This is a genomic window from Wolbachia endosymbiont (group A) of Andrena hattorfiana (genome assembly GCF_947179565.1).
Classification (GTDB): Bacteria; Pseudomonadota; Alphaproteobacteria; order Rickettsiales; family Anaplasmataceae; genus Wolbachia.
In genome coordinates, this window is record NZ_CAMXBT010000003.1 from 156,538 (window position 1) to 175,004 (window position 18,467).

Below are 18,467 nucleotides of genomic sequence, written 5' to 3' on the forward strand. Positions count from 1 at the left end.
AAAACTTTCCAAAAAGTCAAATTTATGAACAAAATCAACTTTCAAAAATTCATTGAGTTATGCTTTCAAACGGTGGTGCCAGGATGTAAGTATAATGATTATCAGTACATAAAAGTCATAGAAGACAGGCTGGAAGCAGCGAGCATTGGTGAAGTGAGACGAATAATATTCAATATGCCTCCGCGTTCAATGAAGTCCATATGTGTAAGTGTTGCGTGGCCCGCATGGATACTGGGAAATCAGCCAACTGCAAGAATAATAGTTGCAAGTTATTCTCGGCTGCTCAGCGAAAAGCACTCGCTTGATACCATGTGCATAATGCAATCTGATTGGTATAAAAAGCTGTTTCCAGAGGTAAAATTATCCAAAGACCAGAACACTAAATATAAATTCCAAACAGTGCAGAGAGGATTTAGAATCGCAACATCAGTTGGAGGGACGTTAACCGGTGAAGGTGGAGATTTTATTATTGTGGACGATCCTCTTAACCCTGCTCAAGCTTTGAGTGAAACGTTTAGAAAGCGTGTTACAAATTGGTTCGATCAGACTTTGGTAACGAGGCTCAACGATAGAAAAAAAGGAGTAATTGTGCTTGTTATGCACAGGCTGCACCTGGAAGACTTAACTGGGCACCTCTTATCCAAGCCAAAAAACATATGGCATCACATTTGTTTGCCAATGATTTCTGAAAAAGTGGAGATAATCGACTCAATTACGACACAAGAAAAAGGTTTATATTCAAGAGAAGAGAATGAGTTATTATACCCTCTGGAGGGAGGAAGAGAAGAAGTTGAGATGATAAAAGTTGAACTCGGGAGTTACGCTTTTGCTGCTCAATATCAACAAAACCCCCTGCCGCTTTCAAGTGGTATAATTAAACAAGAGTGGCTAAAGCGCTATAAAAATTTCCCTGATAATCCCTCACATGTAACGCAAAGCTGGGACACTGCAGTTTCAACAAACGATTCCAGCGACTTTAGCGTCTGCACCACCTGGGCAAAAATAGATAATAAATTCTATTTACTTGATGTATATCGAGCAAAGCTTGAGTATCCAAAGCTTAAAGAGCAAGTTCTGTCACTAGCTGCAAGATGGGCACCACACGCAATTTTGATTGAAGCAAAAACGAGTGGTCAACAATTAACACAAGAGCTAAAGGCAAATAAGCGATCTACCCATTATTGAAATAGTGCCACACAATGACAAACTCACTCGATTTTATCACATTGTTCCGGTGATAGAGTCTGGCAGGGTTTTTCTGCCGCATCAAGCAGTATGGCTCAGCGATTTCGAATATGAGATTTTAATGTTCCCAGAAGCCCGTTATGATGATCAGGTGGACAGTACGGTGCAATATCTGCAATGGATGAGAAAAACTAACACCAGTGCTTTCAGGGTCAGAGACTTTGGCCTCAACCCTAATAAAACACTTAGGTGGCTGAGAGCAGTAGATTAGATCAATTGCTCCTAAGTTTTTTTGTGAGAGAGAGCTGCTGCTCGGTCTTAGTAGCATCCAGTTTTGTGGATATTCTCAAATTTTCCACACTTAATTCTAGAGCACGTTTTGACGATGAATTACTGCTTCCGCTTCTCGAAGATTCCCTTGAATTACTTTCATCGTCAGACCAAGGATTTTGCTGCTGCACATGTGACGATGCTTGATAATCCATAGACTCATCATTGGAGCTTACCTTTTCAGCATCAGTTACGCACCCGGAAGAGTAACCGCTGTCTTTATTATCTTCGGGCTTCGTCTTTCCAGCTTTTGATGTACCTTTAGCAAGCCGTGATTTCTCTTTCCACAATGATCGTACTTCACAAGTGTCACGAATACGGTCAAGCACGTATTCACCTCCTTCAAATGCAATTGGAATTTGTTTCATTGCCCCTTCATGAGGAAAACAACTAATACATATTTCTTGAAGAGAACAGCCCTCAGATACCTGGCGCTCTACCCATTCGTCCTTTTCATGTTTCTCTACCTCTTTGACGACACTAATGTCGATAGCATCTACGTCTTTCTTAAACTTCTGACTAAAAAGGATTTTTAAATTAGATACAGCACCACCACTTATATTAGCAACAACTGTTTTTCCTTGTCTGTCTTCATAATAAGAATCAGAAAGTTTAAATGGAAACTCATTTAGATCACAGGCTTTTCCTGCTTCTTTCTTATCTCCAAAATACTTTTTTATTATATAATCTCTTACTGCCTGAAAATATTTCTCTCTATCAACATTATCATGGAGTAAACTAACAATTTTCCCATCTTTTGCAAAAAAGTTAGTATAAACACCACCGAAAGTATAATTCGTTAAGTTCAATGTATAAAGCAATTTTTCAAACAACTCTTTTTCTTTATCATTAAGTTTATTCGAGGGCGGAAGCTCATTACTAATTTTCCATCCAGATGACAAAGATTCATTAACCATAAATACCTGTGAAGGTTCTTGCCGAAATAAACAACTAGGTACTGATTCAATAAGTTGTGGTGACTGTGGCGATTGCGTGCCTAGCCAAGGAAACAAAGCATTCATCTCTGCTAACATACCTTCATTAGCACCTTTCGATGATGAAGGTTCACTAACAAAAGAACTCACCTGTGGCTGTGGCCTTGATCTTGGAACATCACCACTTGGAGCCAGTGATGAACAACGTTTCTGAGCCCGAGGACTAGTGCTTGCTTGCACACTTCCATGCATAGCAGAACCCCTAAGTTTTGGCGATAGCCCCAAACTACTATCTCTAGAAGGAGTCTTACGGTACTCAGGCTTAACACTAATTTCACTTTTACCAGCATCTACAAATTGCTGTGCAGTACCACTATTTGTAGGAAAATTCGTTCCTGGGATACTACCATCACCATCTGGAGAACTCTCTTTGGACTTTTTACCTGAGAGCCTACTCCATTCCTCCCTCCAAAAATTAGGTTTCTTCGGAGATCCACCACAAGCCCCTTGTACGCTTTTATCAGTAACTTGTTGTTTTTCAGGTTCCACACTAAAAATGCTCTTCACATCTTCAACACCTGGAGAACGTGCAGAAAACTCAGGACTTGAGGATTTTGGATCATTCTTTGTCGTAAGTAGAATTGATTTCATCGGTATTCCGCGACCAATTGAAGGAGTTATAACATTACTGCCTTGTGATAAACAAGGGTTCGTTTGCTGAGCCCAAAGGTTAGCCCCTACTGGATTAGCACCTTCCCATGATGAAGGTCTACTCTGTTGCAATGACCATAATCCTGCAATTGGAGCCGGTAATGACCAACGGTTCGGTTGCTGAGCCCGAGCACTAGTCCCTGCCGGCACATTTTGAGCAGCACCTACAGATTGCAATGATGAAGATGGCCCTGAAACATCATAACTAACTGTAGTATAACTCAGATGTGACCGTGGCGGAAGTTCTCCACTCGTTCCAGCTAAATTTACAGGATTATGTAGCAGCAGCTTTTCTGATCCTTGCCTGGGAGACCCCTCTAATGCTCCATCCTGACTCCGCGTGAGAGACTCCCATTCTATATCTGACAGTTCAGTCAATGGCCCTGGAACACCACGTGAAGAACCAGAATCCTTTTGCCTTTGTCTAGGCGGTGTTTTTAGTCCACTCGGCCCTGCATGTGTAGGAGAATTGAATGGCGACTGTGCAGGCGACAATGCTCGAAAATGAAGCTCAGGGTCAATGGACAGTTCATGGTCTTTGTTGATTACAGAGCTTTCTATGATTTTAGTTATCACACAGTGAGAAATTTCTTTATCAGAAAAGTCTATGCCATATATCCCATTCCTTCTATCTATTGATAATTCTCCCTGAATTCTACCATAAAGATCATTAAATACAGCATAATTAAATGCATAATTTAGTTTAAGAGCTTCTTCGTTTGTCAATACCCGCCTTCTTCCGCTATCTAATACAAGAGATATAAGAACTGAGGCCTCTTCTCTATCTAAAGGGGAAGCACATATAAAGCCATATATTGTCACTCCTGTTAATTGACCAATAGATTCTACTATCATATCTTTAAATAACTTCACTTTATGATTAGCACTACTGTCAACTCCAAGATACATACCTACAAGCCATGCCTTATACCGTGTTACACTATCAATAAAACGAGCGTCATCAAAAACGTCCCTGATATATACACTATTGCCTTCAACCTTCAGAGGGTTCTTAGGAACATTCCCATATCTTTCTCTCATCCTTAATAAAAACTTACTCTCAAATTCCTTGCATAATTCTTTATTATCAAATTTAGAACAACACAAATATTTTCCCTTGTTAAATGGTACAGTTGTGCTGCTAATTTGCATATCTTCTAGAACATCCTTTTCAAGTGAAGAAGCTAAGTGAGACTTTAAATTAAAAATTACACCTTTATCTACAGGTATTACAAGCTTACACCCATTCTGTTCATCCCAAGACCAGTCTCTATCACTGATATTAAACGGGAAAGAATTAACATCAAAAATTAGCTTAGCTGTATCCAATATTTCTGCATCATTACTTTCTTCAATGCCATAGAATTCACGTATTATCTTCCTTTTTATACTGTTCAGATACCTTATACACTGATATGTATCCATACTCTTATCAAATGAGACTACAATATAGCCCTTCTTGCCCCTGCTTTGCAGCTTAAAATTAGTTTTAACTATATTACGAGCATAATTATGTACATTAAAAGCACTAACCAAAGCTCTTACTGTTTTTGTACTAGGCATACCACCCTCCTTACTTTTAAATTACGACAATTACCCTTTAACTTAACGGTTCATAGAACTACCAGACTGCTTAGACTGACGTTTCCTTTCTTCTACTCTTCTGGCTGCGTTACTATGGTCATCATACCTCATTCCTTTTGCTCCCTGCACTATACCACCACCTGGTGCTGTATTCTCACGTTTCCACTTTTCAGCATCAAAACCTTTTTTATCATTACCACTATGCATATTGACTTCTAAGTAAAAATATTATGTAATTAATATACTAAAAATAAAATTAAGTGCAAGCACTTTTTTATATTTTTTTTAAAAAATTTTATTCACTCTTTTTCATAAAATTCAGTTTTCTAGATTCTAGCGTCACGCGCTACTCTTTCTTGTCATCCCAGTACTGGAACCCTAGATCACATGACAAAAAAGAAATCACTGTAATCTAACGTTATAGTACCTTCCCTGCTGACTGACCTTCTACACATTTCTCAACTTTTACATCATTAGTCAATCCTTTTGGTGGTTGAGCATTACTTACAGAACCTTCATGCTCAGCACCATTCCAAGTACCTATGTTAAAATCAAATCCACAATCAGCAACAGAACTTTTAATGGATTGCTTTGTTGCAGATTTCTGAACAGATTCTCCTGGAGCTCTTCCGTTAGGTTGCCCTGAAGCATCTTTGTTATTCTTAGCAAATTGGCTTGAAGCTTGACAGGTATTATTGTTATCTTGCTTTATCATTTTTTCCCAATCACTATCGCATCCATAAACCTTTTTTCTCCCCATTCCCGCCGTATTCGTTGCAGGCTGCTTTGGAAGTTTCGGTGGACACACAGCTACCTTCGGCTTCGCTTTTTTCTCTTCATTCACTTTTTCTGGTTTTTGTGAATTTTCATGATATTTTCTTTCAAGCTCAGTAAAACGCAATAGATGTTTCAAAGGATCTGACACAATTTCAAGTTCTGGTTTGCTCAGAACAACCGGCCTTACAAATCCAGGTGAAACGTCAAAAAGGAAAACTGGCACTTTAGGTTTTTCTCTTTCATCTACCTTTATTTCTACTTCTTCATGAACTTCTTTAATTGCTTCTAATGATGTTTTTTCTGCTTTTTTATCTTCTGCTTTAGCTGTTTCTTCTTTAGATGCCTCTACTATAGCTGCCAGCTCAACTCCAAACATCTCTGTAAACATTGTAATAATCCATCCGGTAACGGCCATCTGTAACTTGAGTTTCAGATCCGTCAAGGCTTGTAGACGTTCGAGCACCCTTGCAAGCTCCTCTTCTGATAACTCACCACTGCCCAATTTCTCCTGCAATTCTTTTATCTCTTTGTCCAACCTCTTGTCCCAACTCAAATCTAAATTACTTTTGAAGATCTTCTTGATTAACTCCTTAAGCTTATCACGCAAAAACTTAATTATCGCAGCAATCAGGTTTTTTTCTTTCTTCTCCTTGAGCATTTGGTAGATTTTCGGATCATCTACATCTACTTCAAAGAGGTTGAAGAGAGGTTCAAAGAAACTCCAGAAATCTCTGAGTACTCTTTCACTATTGAAGTAACCCTCACCATCATCTTCGATATGTAGCTCTGCTTGAGATGATATTTCATCGACACAACTAGAAGCCTGACGCTCACACTCGAGCCTTCTGAGCAAATCTTGTCTGTCGAGCTTCTCTATGGCTGCTTTCAGTTCATTTAACTCCTGCTCCGCAGAGAAATCTTGCTCCCTGATTTTTCCTTGGAAGATTGAGCTACCGTTTTTGTTATTATCTGAAAAATTTTCCATTATTTTTGTCTCCTCAATAAAATTACTGTCTTTATTGTTACCTGGAAAGCTTTTCACCATTTTTACTCCCTTCATAAAACTTAATAATTTAATTCTACAGTACTAAACATTTAAGAAGTGTTAACGTAAAGATGTCAATAAAATTATTTATATTTTTATACTATATATACTATATCATACGCCATTTAATCTTTCAATAATATTTTTTATTCTTGCTGCTTTTTCAAGCTCTAGCATGCGCTTTCCTTCTTATTAATGTTCACTTTTACCTCTGCCACCACTTTTTCTTGTAAAGTATTTGATATAAGTTTTATTATACTCTCTAGCATAACTTGTGCAACATATTGTATTCAGAGTGTATTGAACGAGCCTGAAAGGCTGATAAACGAGTATCAACAAAGACTGTCAGAAAGCAAAGATAAAGCTACGTTAGATATATCTTTGCCACTTAAGTAGGGTTGGGCCTGACCCTGAAAGCACTGGTGTTAATTTTTTTCACCCATTGTAAATACTGTACTATCCACTGTGGCGAGCTTCCGGAAACATTAAAACTCATACTTAAAGCCATACCGCTTGGTGCAGCAAAATAACCCTGCCAAATCGGAACAATTTTGAGTGAGCTTATTATTGTGTGGCACAATTTCAATAATGGGTAGATCGCTATTTGCCTTTAGCTCTTGTGTTAATTTGCTGCGAACAAGCTTGCGTAACATCAGTACGTGGAACATCCTTAATAGTCTTGATTGACTCTGTAGGTACATTACCATTTTTCTTAAAATCTTTCTCTTCTATAGCTTCCAGAACACTTTTTCCTCCCAAAAGACAGTTTTCTCCTAAACTTTTCTTCTCAGCTTTTAACTTGTTAAGCCTTTCTTCACTCTCATCATCAATTTCTACTTCTATTTTATTACTATCTTTCTCACTAGGACTTAGATAAATATTAATCTCTCCTGCCTCAGTGGTAAAAGACATTTTAATGCTACTTTCTAAGACATCTGTGTAATTTCTTTTTCCATCTTTTGTACCTTCAACTCTTACTATACTCTCCCCAATTTGAATTATGCCGACTTTTAAATTTAACTCTTTAACTTTTTCATTGTTTAAGACTTTTGCAGGTTCAATAATACTATCTTGTGAATATTTCATATAAAAACATTGATTATCTATCTTCACTGCCTCTAGCTTCTCCTTTTGAGCTTGTCTATCTCTGCCTACAATACCTTCATATGCTATACTTATTAGCTTGTTTTCAATTTCTCCACATTTCTCACCGGGATTACGTATATAATCAGATCTATAATTTTGTGCTAGCTCAGTATCGCTACCGCTGGAGAAAAATTCTTCTTTTGCTTTCCCACCTTCTAACAATAAATTACTAGTGATGCTTTCTATGATGCCTGAAACTTTATCTTCGTTGCCATCGTCTTGGTCGGCGATACCATCAGACTGCCTTTCACGCGCTCTGGCTTCATCGCGTGGTTTCATACGATTACTAAGAACACCTTCTATTTCTTCAAGTATTAAACTTGTTACAGTTTCTTTATCACCTTTTTCATTACCATTACTACAACTTGAATTTAATCTTAGTCCTTTCTCCAAGTACTTATTTACTATTTTATCAATACTTTCTAGAATACTTTCTTCAGATTCTTGTTTATTTTGTGCTGTTATACCTCTTATCTCCTCACAAAACTTATCAATTAGCTCCTGTTCATCTGTAGTTAATGGTATTTCTAGCTTCGCTAACAGTGAGTCTTCTAGAAAAAGATAATCACTTGAACTACAGCTCGAATCCTCGTCTTTTCGGTCACAATCACTCGGTTCAGTAGAAATTGTTTTATTATCGTCACCGGAGCCATACCCTTGATCATCATGGATAATGTGCTTTTTATCAGGATAGTGCTGTTTAGGGTCATTACTAGAGCCATTTGCCGGATTCCCTTTATTTTCACAAGAACCATCTGAATGATAGTCCGAATCCTCTTCTGTGTTACAATCACTCAATTTAACAGACTCTATCTGACTATCATCACCAGAGCTATTTGAACAATCATTACTTTCACCTACCGAACCATCAGGTGTTGTCGGATTCCCTTCATTTTCATGAGAATCATCTAAATCATAACCCAAATCCTTAATAGCTTGACGGCACTCACGTTCAGTAACATATTCAAATGGAGTCTTTCCACTTTGATCTTGCACATTTGGATCAGCTTTTATTACTCCTAAAAAATACCTTATACCACCAATATCGTTACGTTCAGCAACGTAATGTAACAGAGTTTTTCCATTTCGGGTTTGTGTATTTGGATTAGCTTCTGCTCCTAGAAGAAACATTATATATTGAATATAATTGGAATTATCTAATAGATCGCTATTGCTTGCTAACTCATTTAAAATGTCACGTAATTTTTCACTTGAGTAATCTGACAGAGTTTTTTCACCTTGGGTTCCTGTTGTATTTGGATCAGCTCCTGCTCCTAGAAGAAACATTATATGTTGAATATAACCGGGATTATCTAATAGATTGATATCCTGTTCTAACTTATCTAAAATGTCACGTAATTGTTCATTTAATCCCTTGCTTGGTACCCCACCATTCATATTCTATAACCATTAATCACTAATTCTTTAGTGATTACCGTAATACATAGATAAGTCAATAAAAAAATGCACCTTTCCTTCTTCAGTTCTAAGAAATTGTCAAAAATCTCAAAAAGATGAGTTAAAATAAAAAGAAGAATAGTGGAAGTTTAGTTGTTTACACTTTCATGCTATGCCCATAGCATCATATATTACTTAACCTTGCAATAATTTTTTTATTCTTGCTGCTTCTTCAAACTCTAAATTTTCAGCATGCTCTATCATTTGCTTTCTCAAGTCATCCTTATTAGTATTTACTTTTGGTTCTGCTATTGCCCTCTCCTGTAAGGTGTTTGATATAGGTTTTATTATAGTCTTCGGGACAATATTGTGCAATATATTATGTTCTTCTTGTTTTTTTCTTCTTCTTTCAGTCTCTCTTAATGCACGATCTAAAGAACCAGTGATTTTATCTGCATACAAAATTACTCTACCTTCAGCATTACGCGCAGCACGACCGATCGTTTGAATGAGCGATGTTTCTGATCGCAAAAATCCTTCTTTATCAGCATCTAAAATTGCAACCAAACCACACTCTGGAATATCAAGACCTTCCCTAAGCAAGTTAACACCTACTAAAACGTCAATTTCTTTAGATCTTAATTTACATATAATTTCTATTCTCTCCAGCGCACCAATATCAGAATGCAAATAACTCACTCTCATATTTAATTCACTCATATATTCAGCTAAATTTTCAGCCATTTTTTTTGTCAGTGTAGTGATTAAAACACAAAATCCCTTTCCTATTGTCACTTGTGCCTCATGAATTACATCATCAATTTGACTCTCTATTGGTTTCACAATGCAGATTGGGTCTATAAGCCCTGTTGGACGAATAACTTGTTCTATAAATACGTTATTGGTTTGTGCTAACTCATACTTTCCGGGAGTAGCTGAAATGTAAATAGTCTGCGGCCTAACTTTCTCCCATTCTTCAAATTTTAATGGACGATTATCAAAAGCGGAAGGGAGCCTGAAGCCATAGTCAATCAATTTCTTTTTACGCGCCTCATTACCACTGTACATTGCACCAATCTGAGGAACGGTGACATGACTCTCATCAACAAATAAAATTACATCTTTGGGTAAATATTCAAACAAAGTAGGCGGTGGATCCCCAGCTTCCATTCCATAGAGATAATGCGAATAATTTTCAATACCTTTACATATTCCTGTTGTTCTCATCATTTCAATATCAAAATTAGTGCGTTGCTCGAGGCGCTTTGCTTCAACAATCTTGTTTTGCAAGTAGAAATAATCCAAGCATTCATGCAGCTCTTTTTTGATTAGCTCAACTGTCTGCAACAGAGTCTCACGTGATGTAATGTGATAGCTGTTTGGAAAAATGGTGATTGTATTTAGGCTTTTGGTAATATTACTCGTTATAGCATCAATTTCAGAAATTTCTTCTACTTCATCACCAAGCAGCGATAAACGCCAAGCTTTATTTTCATAATAGGCAGAAAATATATCGATAATATCGCCACGCACTCTGAAATATCCTCTCTCAAACCTGGTATCAGAGCGCTTGTATTGGAGATCAGCTAAGTTACTCAAGAAATCATTAACATGAATTTTATCTCCAACACTTAAAGATATAGTCATGCTGCGGTAGCTTTCAGGCGAACCAAGACCGTATATGCAAGAAACACTGGCAACTACGATCGTGTCCCTGCGCTCCAAGAGGGAGCAGACGGCAGAATAGCGCAGCATGTCAATTCTGTCGTTGATTGCAGAGTCTTTTTCGATATAAGTATCAGTTTGCGGCAAATAAGCTTCGGGCTGATAGTAATCATAATAAGAAATGAAATATCCAACAGCATTATTGGGAAATAATCCTTTCATTTCCTCATAAAGTTGTGCTGCTAAGGTTTTATTGTGTGCCATGATCAGCGCAGGTCTGTTTGTCCTTGCTATAACATTTGCCATAGTGAAAGTTTTCCCAGAACCAGTAACCCCAAGTAAAACTTGGTCTCTTTTATTGCTATTTAGCCCCGCAATTAAACTATCGATTGCCTGCGGTTGATCTCCAGCGGGTTGAAAATGTGTAGTGATTTGAAATTTCATAGACTTTACTTACTATCTTTGATTCATTGCATAGTGAACACTATATTGCTTTTAAGATAAGTTGCATAGCTATAAACTTTCCGTAAAGCCATAAAACATTAACCAACAATAGACTTCTTGCATAACCATATAACAAACTTTTATTGGGAATAGAAACGAAAAACTTCCTTGACAAACTCCGCCAGCCCCCTTATCATGAAACTGAAGCTATTTCATTTAACTTCACAATCTGTGCAGATTAAAACGACAAGAAAACTTGTATTTGGCGTACTATGCTTAATTTTTTGCACGATGACACTCTCGCATATAAACTCACTACTTTCATTTGTTTCTTTCTCTCTATTTTCTTTTTTTCTCTTTATCAATCTCTCTATCAGTTGCCCGTATACATCCGATAAGCGTTTATCTGCTAACTCATCAGGCTCATATCGACAAGTTACAGTTAATACCTTTTTTCTCATTGTTCCTCCTGTAAATATTTTTATAGTTCGGGCACTTCTTTTTTCCATAAATCCATTACTCTTGCGAAAAAGACGCAACTGTTAACCTTCGTTTTGTTTTACTTTTATGCACAATTTTGGAAACACATAGCTGCATCCGCTATCTCTCATCAATTGAGCACTCTCCCAAATCATCAAATAATTGTGCCTTTTCCCTCAGCTCTGCCAACGGTTTTCTCTCTAATGACAACACCTCCTTTTCCACCATTTCCTTCCTTTTCTCAATCAACTTCCATAACCTTCTGCTTCGCTACTAACTCTCTCATTATTTCCTCACTATTTGCCATATATGCTAGATCTATTGGTGTATATCCTTTTTGGTCTTTCGCATTTACTTCTCCTCCTCCCTCTAAAATTGCTCTCACGTTCCCTATTTCCCTCATAAATACTGCTTCATGTCTTCCTATTTCATTTCCTATATTTACATTTGACCCTGCTTTTATTAGCTCCCTTACCGTCTCTTCATACCCCATTAGGCTCGCATAATGTAATGCCGTATTTCTCTTACCGTTTCTAGCATTTACTTCTGCTCCTCTCCTTATCAGCACTTTTACATTTTCTAAACTTCTCGCAAATACTGCGCAGTGCAGTGGTGTATAACCCTTTTTATCTCTTGCATTGATGTCCACTCCTTTTGTTATTAATAACTTCACTGTTTTGTGATCGGAGATTTCTACTGCATGGTGCAATACTGTTTCCCCTTTTTCATCTTTTTCATTAATATTCTTAAACGAGTTCTCTAATAATTCATAAAATGACTTATTAAAAGCTTCTCTCTTTTCCTTGCTAAACCTCATTTTATACCTCAATATAAAAACATACATAAAATGGCCAATTTGGCTCATTCTAGCGCTTGGTAAATTTTTTTTGTTTACCTACACCTACCTAATTTATAGCTGTTTTGGCATGAAAAAGCAACTTCTTTTTTTCAAAAAACACACATTTTTACCGAATGTTAATGTAATATATGAAGATATAAATATAAGTATTTAGCATATTAAACATACGACCTGTTTTTCTTCCCAACTTCTATTCAAATGTCGATGTTCGTGCCATGTTAGTACACCTGGGTAAAACACTAAAATGTAATTTTCCGGTTCATGTATTGCATCCTTTTGTTTTGAATCTAAATCGCTTTCATAATGAATATTGTGTTCTGCTAAACTATATCTTGTAATCTTCTGACCAGTAAAATTCTCTACCTTGTAATGATGAGTAACGCTAAATCTTTCTAAAATTGGCTTGTACTTTAAGTTCCACAGTTCTTCAGACAGTTTACTACTTCCTAGTAAAAATTTACTTCCTTTTTCTTCCACACCACCAACTGGAAAACATGCGTTTATTTCTCCTAAACTCCAACTGTCCGATAATACTATCTGCGCTTTAGCAAACTTAATTGCTGGTAATAAGCTCTGTGGTAGAGGATATAACGTTTTTAAATTATTCCACTGATGACTTCTTTCATAAATACCGTTATAATTCTTTGTGTGAGGCTAGGTTTCTCCAAGGATTGCTACATCTAGCCGGTATATACCATTGCTTAAAGCTCGTTCATAATGATCGCGTAGATAGTTTTCTATAATCCTAATAACTGGACCTCTAGACCTGAAAAAATTTACTCTCCCAAATGATAACACTGGTCCATCTCTTTCTATTTTTACCCCTCGATAACAAACTGCCAAAAAAACTTTCATCTAAAATAAATCTTCCAATATTATAGTGGTCACTGAAAAGCCTCATTAGCCGTGATCTTGCAGGTAATGATAGTTTTGCTAGTTCTACTACTGCATCAACAAAGAAGTCTTTCGGAACATCTTTTATCCCTATCTGTAATTCAAAAAAGTGTTCTCCGGGTGGCTCTTCAATAATTGTAATATCTTCTATATTTGCCCATTTTAATGCTATTTTCAGTGACGCTGGTGTTCCTCTTAAACGCTGAAATTCTACCCCTCCTTTTATCGCTCTTCTTTTCTCTTTTGCCCAACGCAGAATCTCTTCTAGACCATATTCCTCTATTATCCATAGTAATACTTTTTCCCCTGGGCTAAATTTAAACCCTCTGATACAACCAGGATCTACTTTGTAATCGATTGCATCAACCAGCGCTTTTTCTTGCTTTATTGCGTTTGGTGGTAATAGCATTAATTCAACTCAACATTTAAACTTTTTAAGAAAGCACACTCATTCCCCAGTACCACAACATCCTCTCTTGGCTCGATTAATTCCACGTTTTCTACCCCATCCACAAACAGGTTGGCTATAATCCATGATTTCGTTACTTTCCATCCTAATCTTTTCGTTGTTTCAAATTTTTCTATAAATTGCTTCTTCACCGTTTCAATAATATCTGGTCTTTTAATGCTAATTTTACTGTGGATATCTATTTCAATAATATTGCAGCTTACCACTTCAATTGTATCTGTTAAAATCCTCACATCCTCCCTGTTTAGCTGATTTCTGACAATTTCTAGTAATTCTTCTGGGGGTATGCCAGTTGTGGACAATTCTGTTGATAAGATTGAAACTTGTACTTTTCCTGGTACAGGTGATTCTACTAATGCATCTTTTACTCTCGTATCTGCTGATAATGCATAATACCGATAATTTCCTCCTGTGCTTGAGCCAACTATTCTTGCCTTGATTCTTTTTCTAAATCGTTCATCCTTTTCCCCGTTCTCCCTTTCCACTCCGTAAAATTCAGCTAAATCATCAAGTTCTTCTCCCCTTGCAAACTTAAGTAAGTTGCCCCTTGCTGCTTCGTTTATTCTTTCTCTGAGCAAAAGTTCTCGCCATGCTGCTACCTCTAAAATCTTTATTGCTGGGTCACTTTCTACTAATGCCGTAAAACTTTCATCACGACTTACTAATTCTTCTTTCATCCGAGAAAAAATCTCTTCAAAGTTCAGTGGTTCAATAATATTTGGCTGCTCCATCTTTATACCATAACCCCGTCAAAGCAAATATTTTCTCCATTTGGTGTATATATCCCTTCCAGGGCAATAGTGACTTTCCCTTCTTTCACTTCTGTTATTTTTACTTTTTCTAACTTAAATCTCTTTTCCCATTTTCCCAGTGCTTCTGCTGTTGCTGCATAGATTTCCAAAGTTAAATCTCTATTTATTGGTTTATCCACTAATTCAAATAGTCGTGACCCATAATTTCTACGCATAATACGTGATCCTATCGGTGTGGTCAAAATATCAATAATTGATTGCTTTAAGTGTTCTATTCCTTCTAATTCCTTTCCCGTGCTAGCATTCATGCCTCTCATTCTGCAAATACATTTTTGCTAACACCTATCACTTTAAAACCACACGATACCAAGTCTCCTGTTCTCGTTACTCCAATACCGTTCACAAATACGCTGTTTGATCCTTGTGTTATCGTCTCTCCCAGAGTTACAATATCACCTTTTCGACACACAGATCTTCCTTTCTCAAAAACGTCGTTGCTTCCACTCATACAAACATGGGCTGGTATTCCACTACAATAATCTCCTACACAAACGATTGCTTTACCCATATACTAGTTTAGATCTATTCTCCTTCCCTTAAGTTTTATTCCCTTTTTTGTCATTTTTATACTTGATTCCCCAACTTTCAACGTTATTTTATCTACTACATCTATCTCTAAATGACCATTTTCCTTGTTGTACAACACCTTTGTTCCATCTCCAAATTTAAAACTATTTACCTCTTTTTTGTTTTCTAGTGCAGCATACTTCTGTTGATATATTCTAGCCAGCACTACTCCTAATGATAATTCCCCAAATGGCGATAATACTATCACTTGTTCATCGAGACTCAATGGTGACCAGATTCTATCTTCTCCAGCTCTTCTTGCTATCCATGGCAGATAATCTGTTACAATATCTCCTATTTGCACTTTTACTCTTGCTTTTTCATAATCTACTTCTTTCACAAGCCCAATACGTACAATGTTAGCTAACTTTCTTTGCAACTCTGAAATAGCAAAATTACTTTCCAACATTAATTCCTCCAACATTTATGCTATGTGGCTTAATTTTTTCCTCTAACCAGACTGATTCTCCCAAATGTAGCTCGTGTACCCATTCTACCATCCACACTAAATACGCATCCAATTCGGGTCTAAATCCTTCAATTTCTGCAGATATAAATTCTCCTGGCGAAACATTTTCCACGTTCCAAGTATTTTTATTTACTACTCTCGCAACCTCAGCAGCTAATGCTCTGACAATAATAGGTGCATTCTCTATTGTGCTATCAATCACAATTCGTGCCTCAAATCTTGCTTTTAGGGCTAATTCTTCTGTTCCCGGATCTTTTCCTGGTTCCAAACTCACAAGCTCTACAAACACCGCTGGCGCTATTATTTCCCGACGTTCTGTTGGATACATTTCGCACGTTTGTATTGCTGGGATTTCTTCCCTGAGCTTATTACAGATTGCCTCATGTAAATTTCCCCAGAACATTATTTCATATAACTCATTTGCTGATCAAAATACTTCTCAAATACTCTCTCTACTTCATTATCAACTAACTCTTTCATTATTTCCCGAGCTTGCGTGTTTACTTTAATTTCATCTATTGGTAACGGTGTCATGTACCTTCTTTTGAATATTCCTATATGACCATTTTTCATTGTTGCTATGAATGCTCCTTCATACGTACGGCTTCCTACCTTTGCTCCTATCTTTGTCTGTTTTATACTCCCAAGTTTTGCTACTCCTATCCACTGCGAACTCAGCTTCACTACTGACCATAAACGCTTTCTATTTGCTTTATCCACACTTAACTTTTTTCTCTTTGCTTTTTTTGGTATTTGTTTTTCTTCGCTAACTTGTTTGACAGTTTGCGATCTTACCCATAGTGCCGTTTTGTTTAATGCTCTTACTGTTGCTAATTCTATTTTTCTTCTTTCAGCATCTATACTTTGTATAATACTACCGGTAACTTCAACGTTAATACGCATTCACACTCCCGATGCTTGAATTTTCCACAATACTCCTGAATTGTCCCTAAGTGGTGCTACCTATGGCACATCTCTTCCTTATTACCTGCAATATTTCATCTGCTGATATTTGGATCAATGCACCTATACACACCTTTTTTCTCAGTTGTAAAGTAGTAGTCCCCAACTGCAAGATCAGTTACAGGCGTATGATACACACCTTCTGAAATGCTGACTATCTCTTCTATCATGCCTGACTTCTCATCTAATAGAAATATGATTCCCTTATTGCTCACAATAAATAATTTCCCATCTATCATCGGTCTAGCATAATATGTGTCTTTTAGTTTATCATTTAGCTCATCATTCACCACTAAGTTAGTACTCCAAATTATCTGACCATCAGGTATTGCAACTTTCATAACTTCATTCTTTGTGTTTACTACAAAAAATTCGTTACCATTTATATCATCGGGGTACAGCCATGGCATAATCCCACCACCACTGATATTTTTTGCTTCCATGGCCTTTAACCACAAAAGATCTTCTGATCCTATATCAATCGCAACAATGGTAGAATTGTTTGTAGCTATTAATGTGTTATTCTTTACTACTGGAGTAGTTGTGATATCTGCAAGCTGAGTGTCTAAAATATTTGTAGAAGGTAACTTATAAGACCACAACTTTTTCCCATCTTTGTCAAAAGCTACTAACTCTCCATTTGAAAATGGAACTATTAGCTTATCGTGTATAACCACAGGAGATATGTAATTTGATCTTGTCATTTGATTACTACCATTAGACATATGATAGAACCAGCTTGTATTACCATTCTCTATGTTCAGCATGTACAAATAGTTATCTACAGTCAAAATTGCTATTCTATCATTAAAAATTGTAGGGTCTCCTTTCACCAAAGACTTTAACTCCTTTTTCCACATAACTGCGTCTTCATTTATTTCATATTGTGTATTATCTCTATTTATTGCATATAGCACATTATCTATTGCTAAGTAAATTTCTCTACAATATTCACTGCAAGTAGCACTCATTCTACCAATTGTTTCATGACTACCAGATAAATCTACATCCTTCCAGTACCACCCTGTGTTGTACAATACTCCATCACCACCAATAATTAGCTCATAACTTTCGTGTATAGGAATTGGTTGTATATAACCTTGAGAAAACTCTCTACTTGGATTATTCCACGGGTGACACCTATATTTATTTTTTATTTCTAAGCTAGGCTCTACCCCATCTTTTGCAATCACACAACTTGTGCTCAATAAGAAAGCAATAAAAAAAATGGCTAGTTTCATAAAACTTTTCTAGAAAGATCACTTTATATACACATTAAAGATACGATATATTGAACAATTTCACTATCGTTAGTTTTGATTTTAACATGAAAAAACCATTTTACATTCTCACTGCGTTTATTTTCCACAATATTCCTAAATTATCCCTAAGTGGTGGTGAATATACTTTGTACTTACGCTTACCAATAATAAAGATATCTCCTACTACTAGCTGCAATACATCGAATATACTCACCTCAAGAAAAACCATCTTCCCGACAAATTGCCCTTCCGTATAATTTATCTGGCTGTTGCTTTAATATCTGTACCTTGTATGACTTATCCCTTGATTCATACAACGCTTGCTTCCCTAAATGTGTAAAACAATCTTTCAATAACCTTTTAATATTTTCTTGCATTCTTCCTTTATACTTACTAAACTTCTAAAGCTTATGTAGGCAGAGCAATCCTTTTTCGTACCTCCTTTCTTGTAGTTGCTCTGTCTACAAAAACC

The 18,467-nt window shown here is 36.7% G+C and carries 14 protein-coding genes and 3 pseudogenes; 1 reads left to right on the forward strand and 16 read right to left on the reverse strand.

The features are described 5' to 3' along the window. Positions 1-24 precede the first annotated feature (24 nt). Positions 25-1,456, forward strand: a pseudogene (gene terL / locus OM966_RS05710) (phage terminase large subunit). Position 1,457: 1 nt separating this feature from the next. On the opposite strand, the gene OM966_RS05715 reads toward terL, so the two are convergent. The 16 genes and pseudogenes from OM966_RS05715 to OM966_RS05790 all read right to left on the reverse strand — a co-directional run bounded on the left by OM966_RS05715 (position 1,458) and on the right by OM966_RS05790 (position 18,372). Then, positions 1,458-4,724 (reverse strand): hypothetical protein, encoded by a 3,267-nt coding sequence (locus OM966_RS05715; RefSeq protein ID WP_264329168.1) that lies wholly within the window; start codon positions 4,722-4,724, stop codon positions 1,458-1,460. A gap of 42 nt (positions 4,725-4,766) precedes the next feature. After that, positions 4,767-4,952, reverse strand: coding sequence for a hypothetical protein (locus OM966_RS05720; protein WP_264329169.1), 186 nt, complete (start codon positions 4,950-4,952; stop codon positions 4,767-4,769). 211 nt (positions 4,953-5,163) lie between these two features. After that, the gene (locus tag OM966_RS05725; protein ID WP_264329170.1) at positions 5,164-6,567 is read right to left on the reverse strand and encodes a hypothetical protein; all 1,404 of its coding nucleotides are present in this window, start codon (positions 6,565-6,567) and stop codon (positions 5,164-5,166) included. A gap of 600 nt (positions 6,568-7,167) precedes the next feature. Beyond that, on the reverse strand, positions 7,168-9,111 hold the full coding sequence (locus tag OM966_RS05730; RefSeq protein WP_264329171.1) for an ankyrin repeat domain-containing protein: 1,944 nt from the start codon (positions 9,109-9,111) through the stop codon (positions 7,168-7,170). A 195-nt stretch (positions 9,112-9,306) separates the two neighbouring features. Then, positions 9,307-11,220, reverse strand: coding sequence for an excinuclease ABC subunit UvrB (gene uvrB, locus OM966_RS05735; RefSeq protein ID WP_264329172.1), 1,914 nt, complete (start codon positions 11,218-11,220; stop codon positions 9,307-9,309). A gap of 212 nt (positions 11,221-11,432) precedes the next feature. Next, entirely contained in the window at positions 11,433-11,729 is a 297-nt protein-coding gene (locus OM966_RS05740) for a hypothetical protein (protein ID WP_264329173.1), read from the reverse strand. 212 nt (positions 11,730-11,941) lie between these two features. Next, positions 11,942-12,517 (reverse strand): ankyrin repeat domain-containing protein, encoded by a 576-nt coding sequence (locus OM966_RS05745; protein ID WP_264329174.1) that lies wholly within the window; start codon positions 12,515-12,517, stop codon positions 11,942-11,944. Positions 12,518-12,709: 192 nt separating this feature from the next. Continuing rightward, a pseudogene (locus OM966_RS05750) lies at positions 12,710-13,862 on the reverse strand (phage tail protein). Then, positions 13,862-14,653 carry a baseplate assembly protein gene (locus OM966_RS05755; RefSeq protein WP_264329175.1) on the reverse strand — a complete coding sequence of 264 codons (792 nt, stop codon included), beginning with the start codon at positions 14,651-14,653 and terminating at the stop codon, positions 13,862-13,864. Before OM966_RS05755 ends, OM966_RS05750 begins: the two are co-directional and overlap by 1 nt. A 2-nt stretch (positions 14,654-14,655) precedes the next feature. Continuing rightward, the gene (locus OM966_RS05760; protein ID WP_264329176.1) at positions 14,656-14,991 is read right to left on the reverse strand and encodes a GPW/gp25 family protein; all 336 of its coding nucleotides are present in this window, start codon (positions 14,989-14,991) and stop codon (positions 14,656-14,658) included. Next, positions 14,988-15,242 carry a PAAR domain-containing protein gene (locus OM966_RS05765; protein WP_264329177.1) on the reverse strand — a complete coding sequence of 85 codons (255 nt, stop codon included), beginning with the start codon at positions 15,240-15,242 and terminating at the stop codon, positions 14,988-14,990. The genes OM966_RS05760 and OM966_RS05765 overlap by 4 nt, the downstream gene beginning before the upstream one ends. 3 nt (positions 15,243-15,245) lie before the next feature. Then, positions 15,246-15,710 carry a phage baseplate assembly protein V gene (locus tag OM966_RS05770; RefSeq protein WP_264329178.1) on the reverse strand — a complete coding sequence of 155 codons (465 nt, stop codon included), beginning with the start codon at positions 15,708-15,710 and terminating at the stop codon, positions 15,246-15,248. Beyond that, on the reverse strand, positions 15,697-16,173 hold the full coding sequence (locus OM966_RS05775; protein ID WP_264329179.1) for a hypothetical protein: 477 nt from the start codon (positions 16,171-16,173) through the stop codon (positions 15,697-15,699). The genes OM966_RS05770 and OM966_RS05775 overlap by 14 nt, the downstream gene beginning before the upstream one ends. Further along, the gene (locus OM966_RS05780) at positions 16,173-16,673 is read right to left on the reverse strand and encodes a phage tail protein (protein WP_264329180.1); all 501 of its coding nucleotides are present in this window, start codon (positions 16,671-16,673) and stop codon (positions 16,173-16,175) included. Before OM966_RS05780 ends, OM966_RS05775 begins: the two co-directional genes overlap by 1 nt. 95 nt (positions 16,674-16,768) lie before the next feature. Next, positions 16,769-17,974 (reverse strand): outer membrane protein assembly factor BamB family protein, encoded by a 1,206-nt coding sequence (locus OM966_RS05785; RefSeq protein ID WP_264329181.1) that lies wholly within the window; start codon positions 17,972-17,974, stop codon positions 16,769-16,771. A gap of 100 nt (positions 17,975-18,074) precedes the next feature. Beyond that, positions 18,075-18,372 (reverse strand): annotated as a pseudogene (locus tag OM966_RS05790) (head-tail joining protein). Positions 18,373-18,467: the final 95 nt, after the last annotated feature.

What these genes read in the sequence shown, in the direction of transcription:
- OM966_RS05760 (WP_264329176.1), bottom strand. Translation starts at nt 14,991, where the DNA reads ATGAGAGGCATGAATGCTAGCACGGGAAAGGAATTAGAAGGAATAGAA.
- OM966_RS05740 (WP_264329173.1), bottom strand. Translation starts at nt 11,729, where the DNA reads ATGGAAAAAAGAAGTGCCCGAACTATAAAAATATTTACAGGAGGAACA.
- OM966_RS05765 (WP_264329177.1), bottom strand. Translation starts at nt 15,242, where the DNA reads ATGGGTAAAGCAATCGTTTGTGTAGGAGATTATTGTAGTGGAATACCA.
- OM966_RS05780 (WP_264329180.1), bottom strand. Translation starts at nt 16,673, where the DNA reads ATGCGTATTAACGTTGAAGTTACCGGTAGTATTATACAAAGTATAGAT.
- OM966_RS05725 (WP_264329170.1), bottom strand. Translation starts at nt 6,567, where the DNA reads ATGGTGAAAAGCTTTCCAGGTAACAATAAAGACAGTAATTTTATTGAG.
- OM966_RS05745 (WP_264329174.1), bottom strand. Translation starts at nt 12,517, where the DNA reads ATGAGGTTTAGCAAGGAAAAGAGAGAAGCTTTTAATAAGTCATTTTAT.
- OM966_RS05785 (WP_264329181.1), bottom strand. Translation starts at nt 17,974, where the DNA reads ATGAAACTAGCCATTTTTTTTATTGCTTTCTTATTGAGCACAAGTTGT.
- OM966_RS05775 (WP_264329179.1), bottom strand. Translation starts at nt 16,173, where the DNA reads ATGTTCTGGGGAAATTTACATGAGGCAATCTGTAATAAGCTCAGGGAA.
- OM966_RS05770 (WP_264329178.1), bottom strand. Translation starts at nt 15,710, where the DNA reads ATGTTGGAAAGTAATTTTGCTATTTCAGAGTTGCAAAGAAAGTTAGCT.
- uvrB (WP_264329172.1), bottom strand. Translation starts at nt 11,220, where the DNA reads ATGAAATTTCAAATCACTACACATTTTCAACCCGCTGGAGATCAACCG.
- OM966_RS05715 (WP_264329168.1), bottom strand. Translation starts at nt 4,724, where the DNA reads ATGCCTAGTACAAAAACAGTAAGAGCTTTGGTTAGTGCTTTTAATGTA.
- OM966_RS05720 (WP_264329169.1), bottom strand. Translation starts at nt 4,952, where the DNA reads ATGCATAGTGGTAATGATAAAAAAGGTTTTGATGCTGAAAAGTGGAAA.
- OM966_RS05730 (WP_264329171.1), bottom strand. Translation starts at nt 9,111, where the DNA reads ATGAATGGTGGGGTACCAAGCAAGGGATTAAATGAACAATTACGTGAC.
- OM966_RS05755 (WP_264329175.1), bottom strand. Translation starts at nt 14,653, where the DNA reads ATGGAGCAGCCAAATATTATTGAACCACTGAACTTTGAAGAGATTTTT.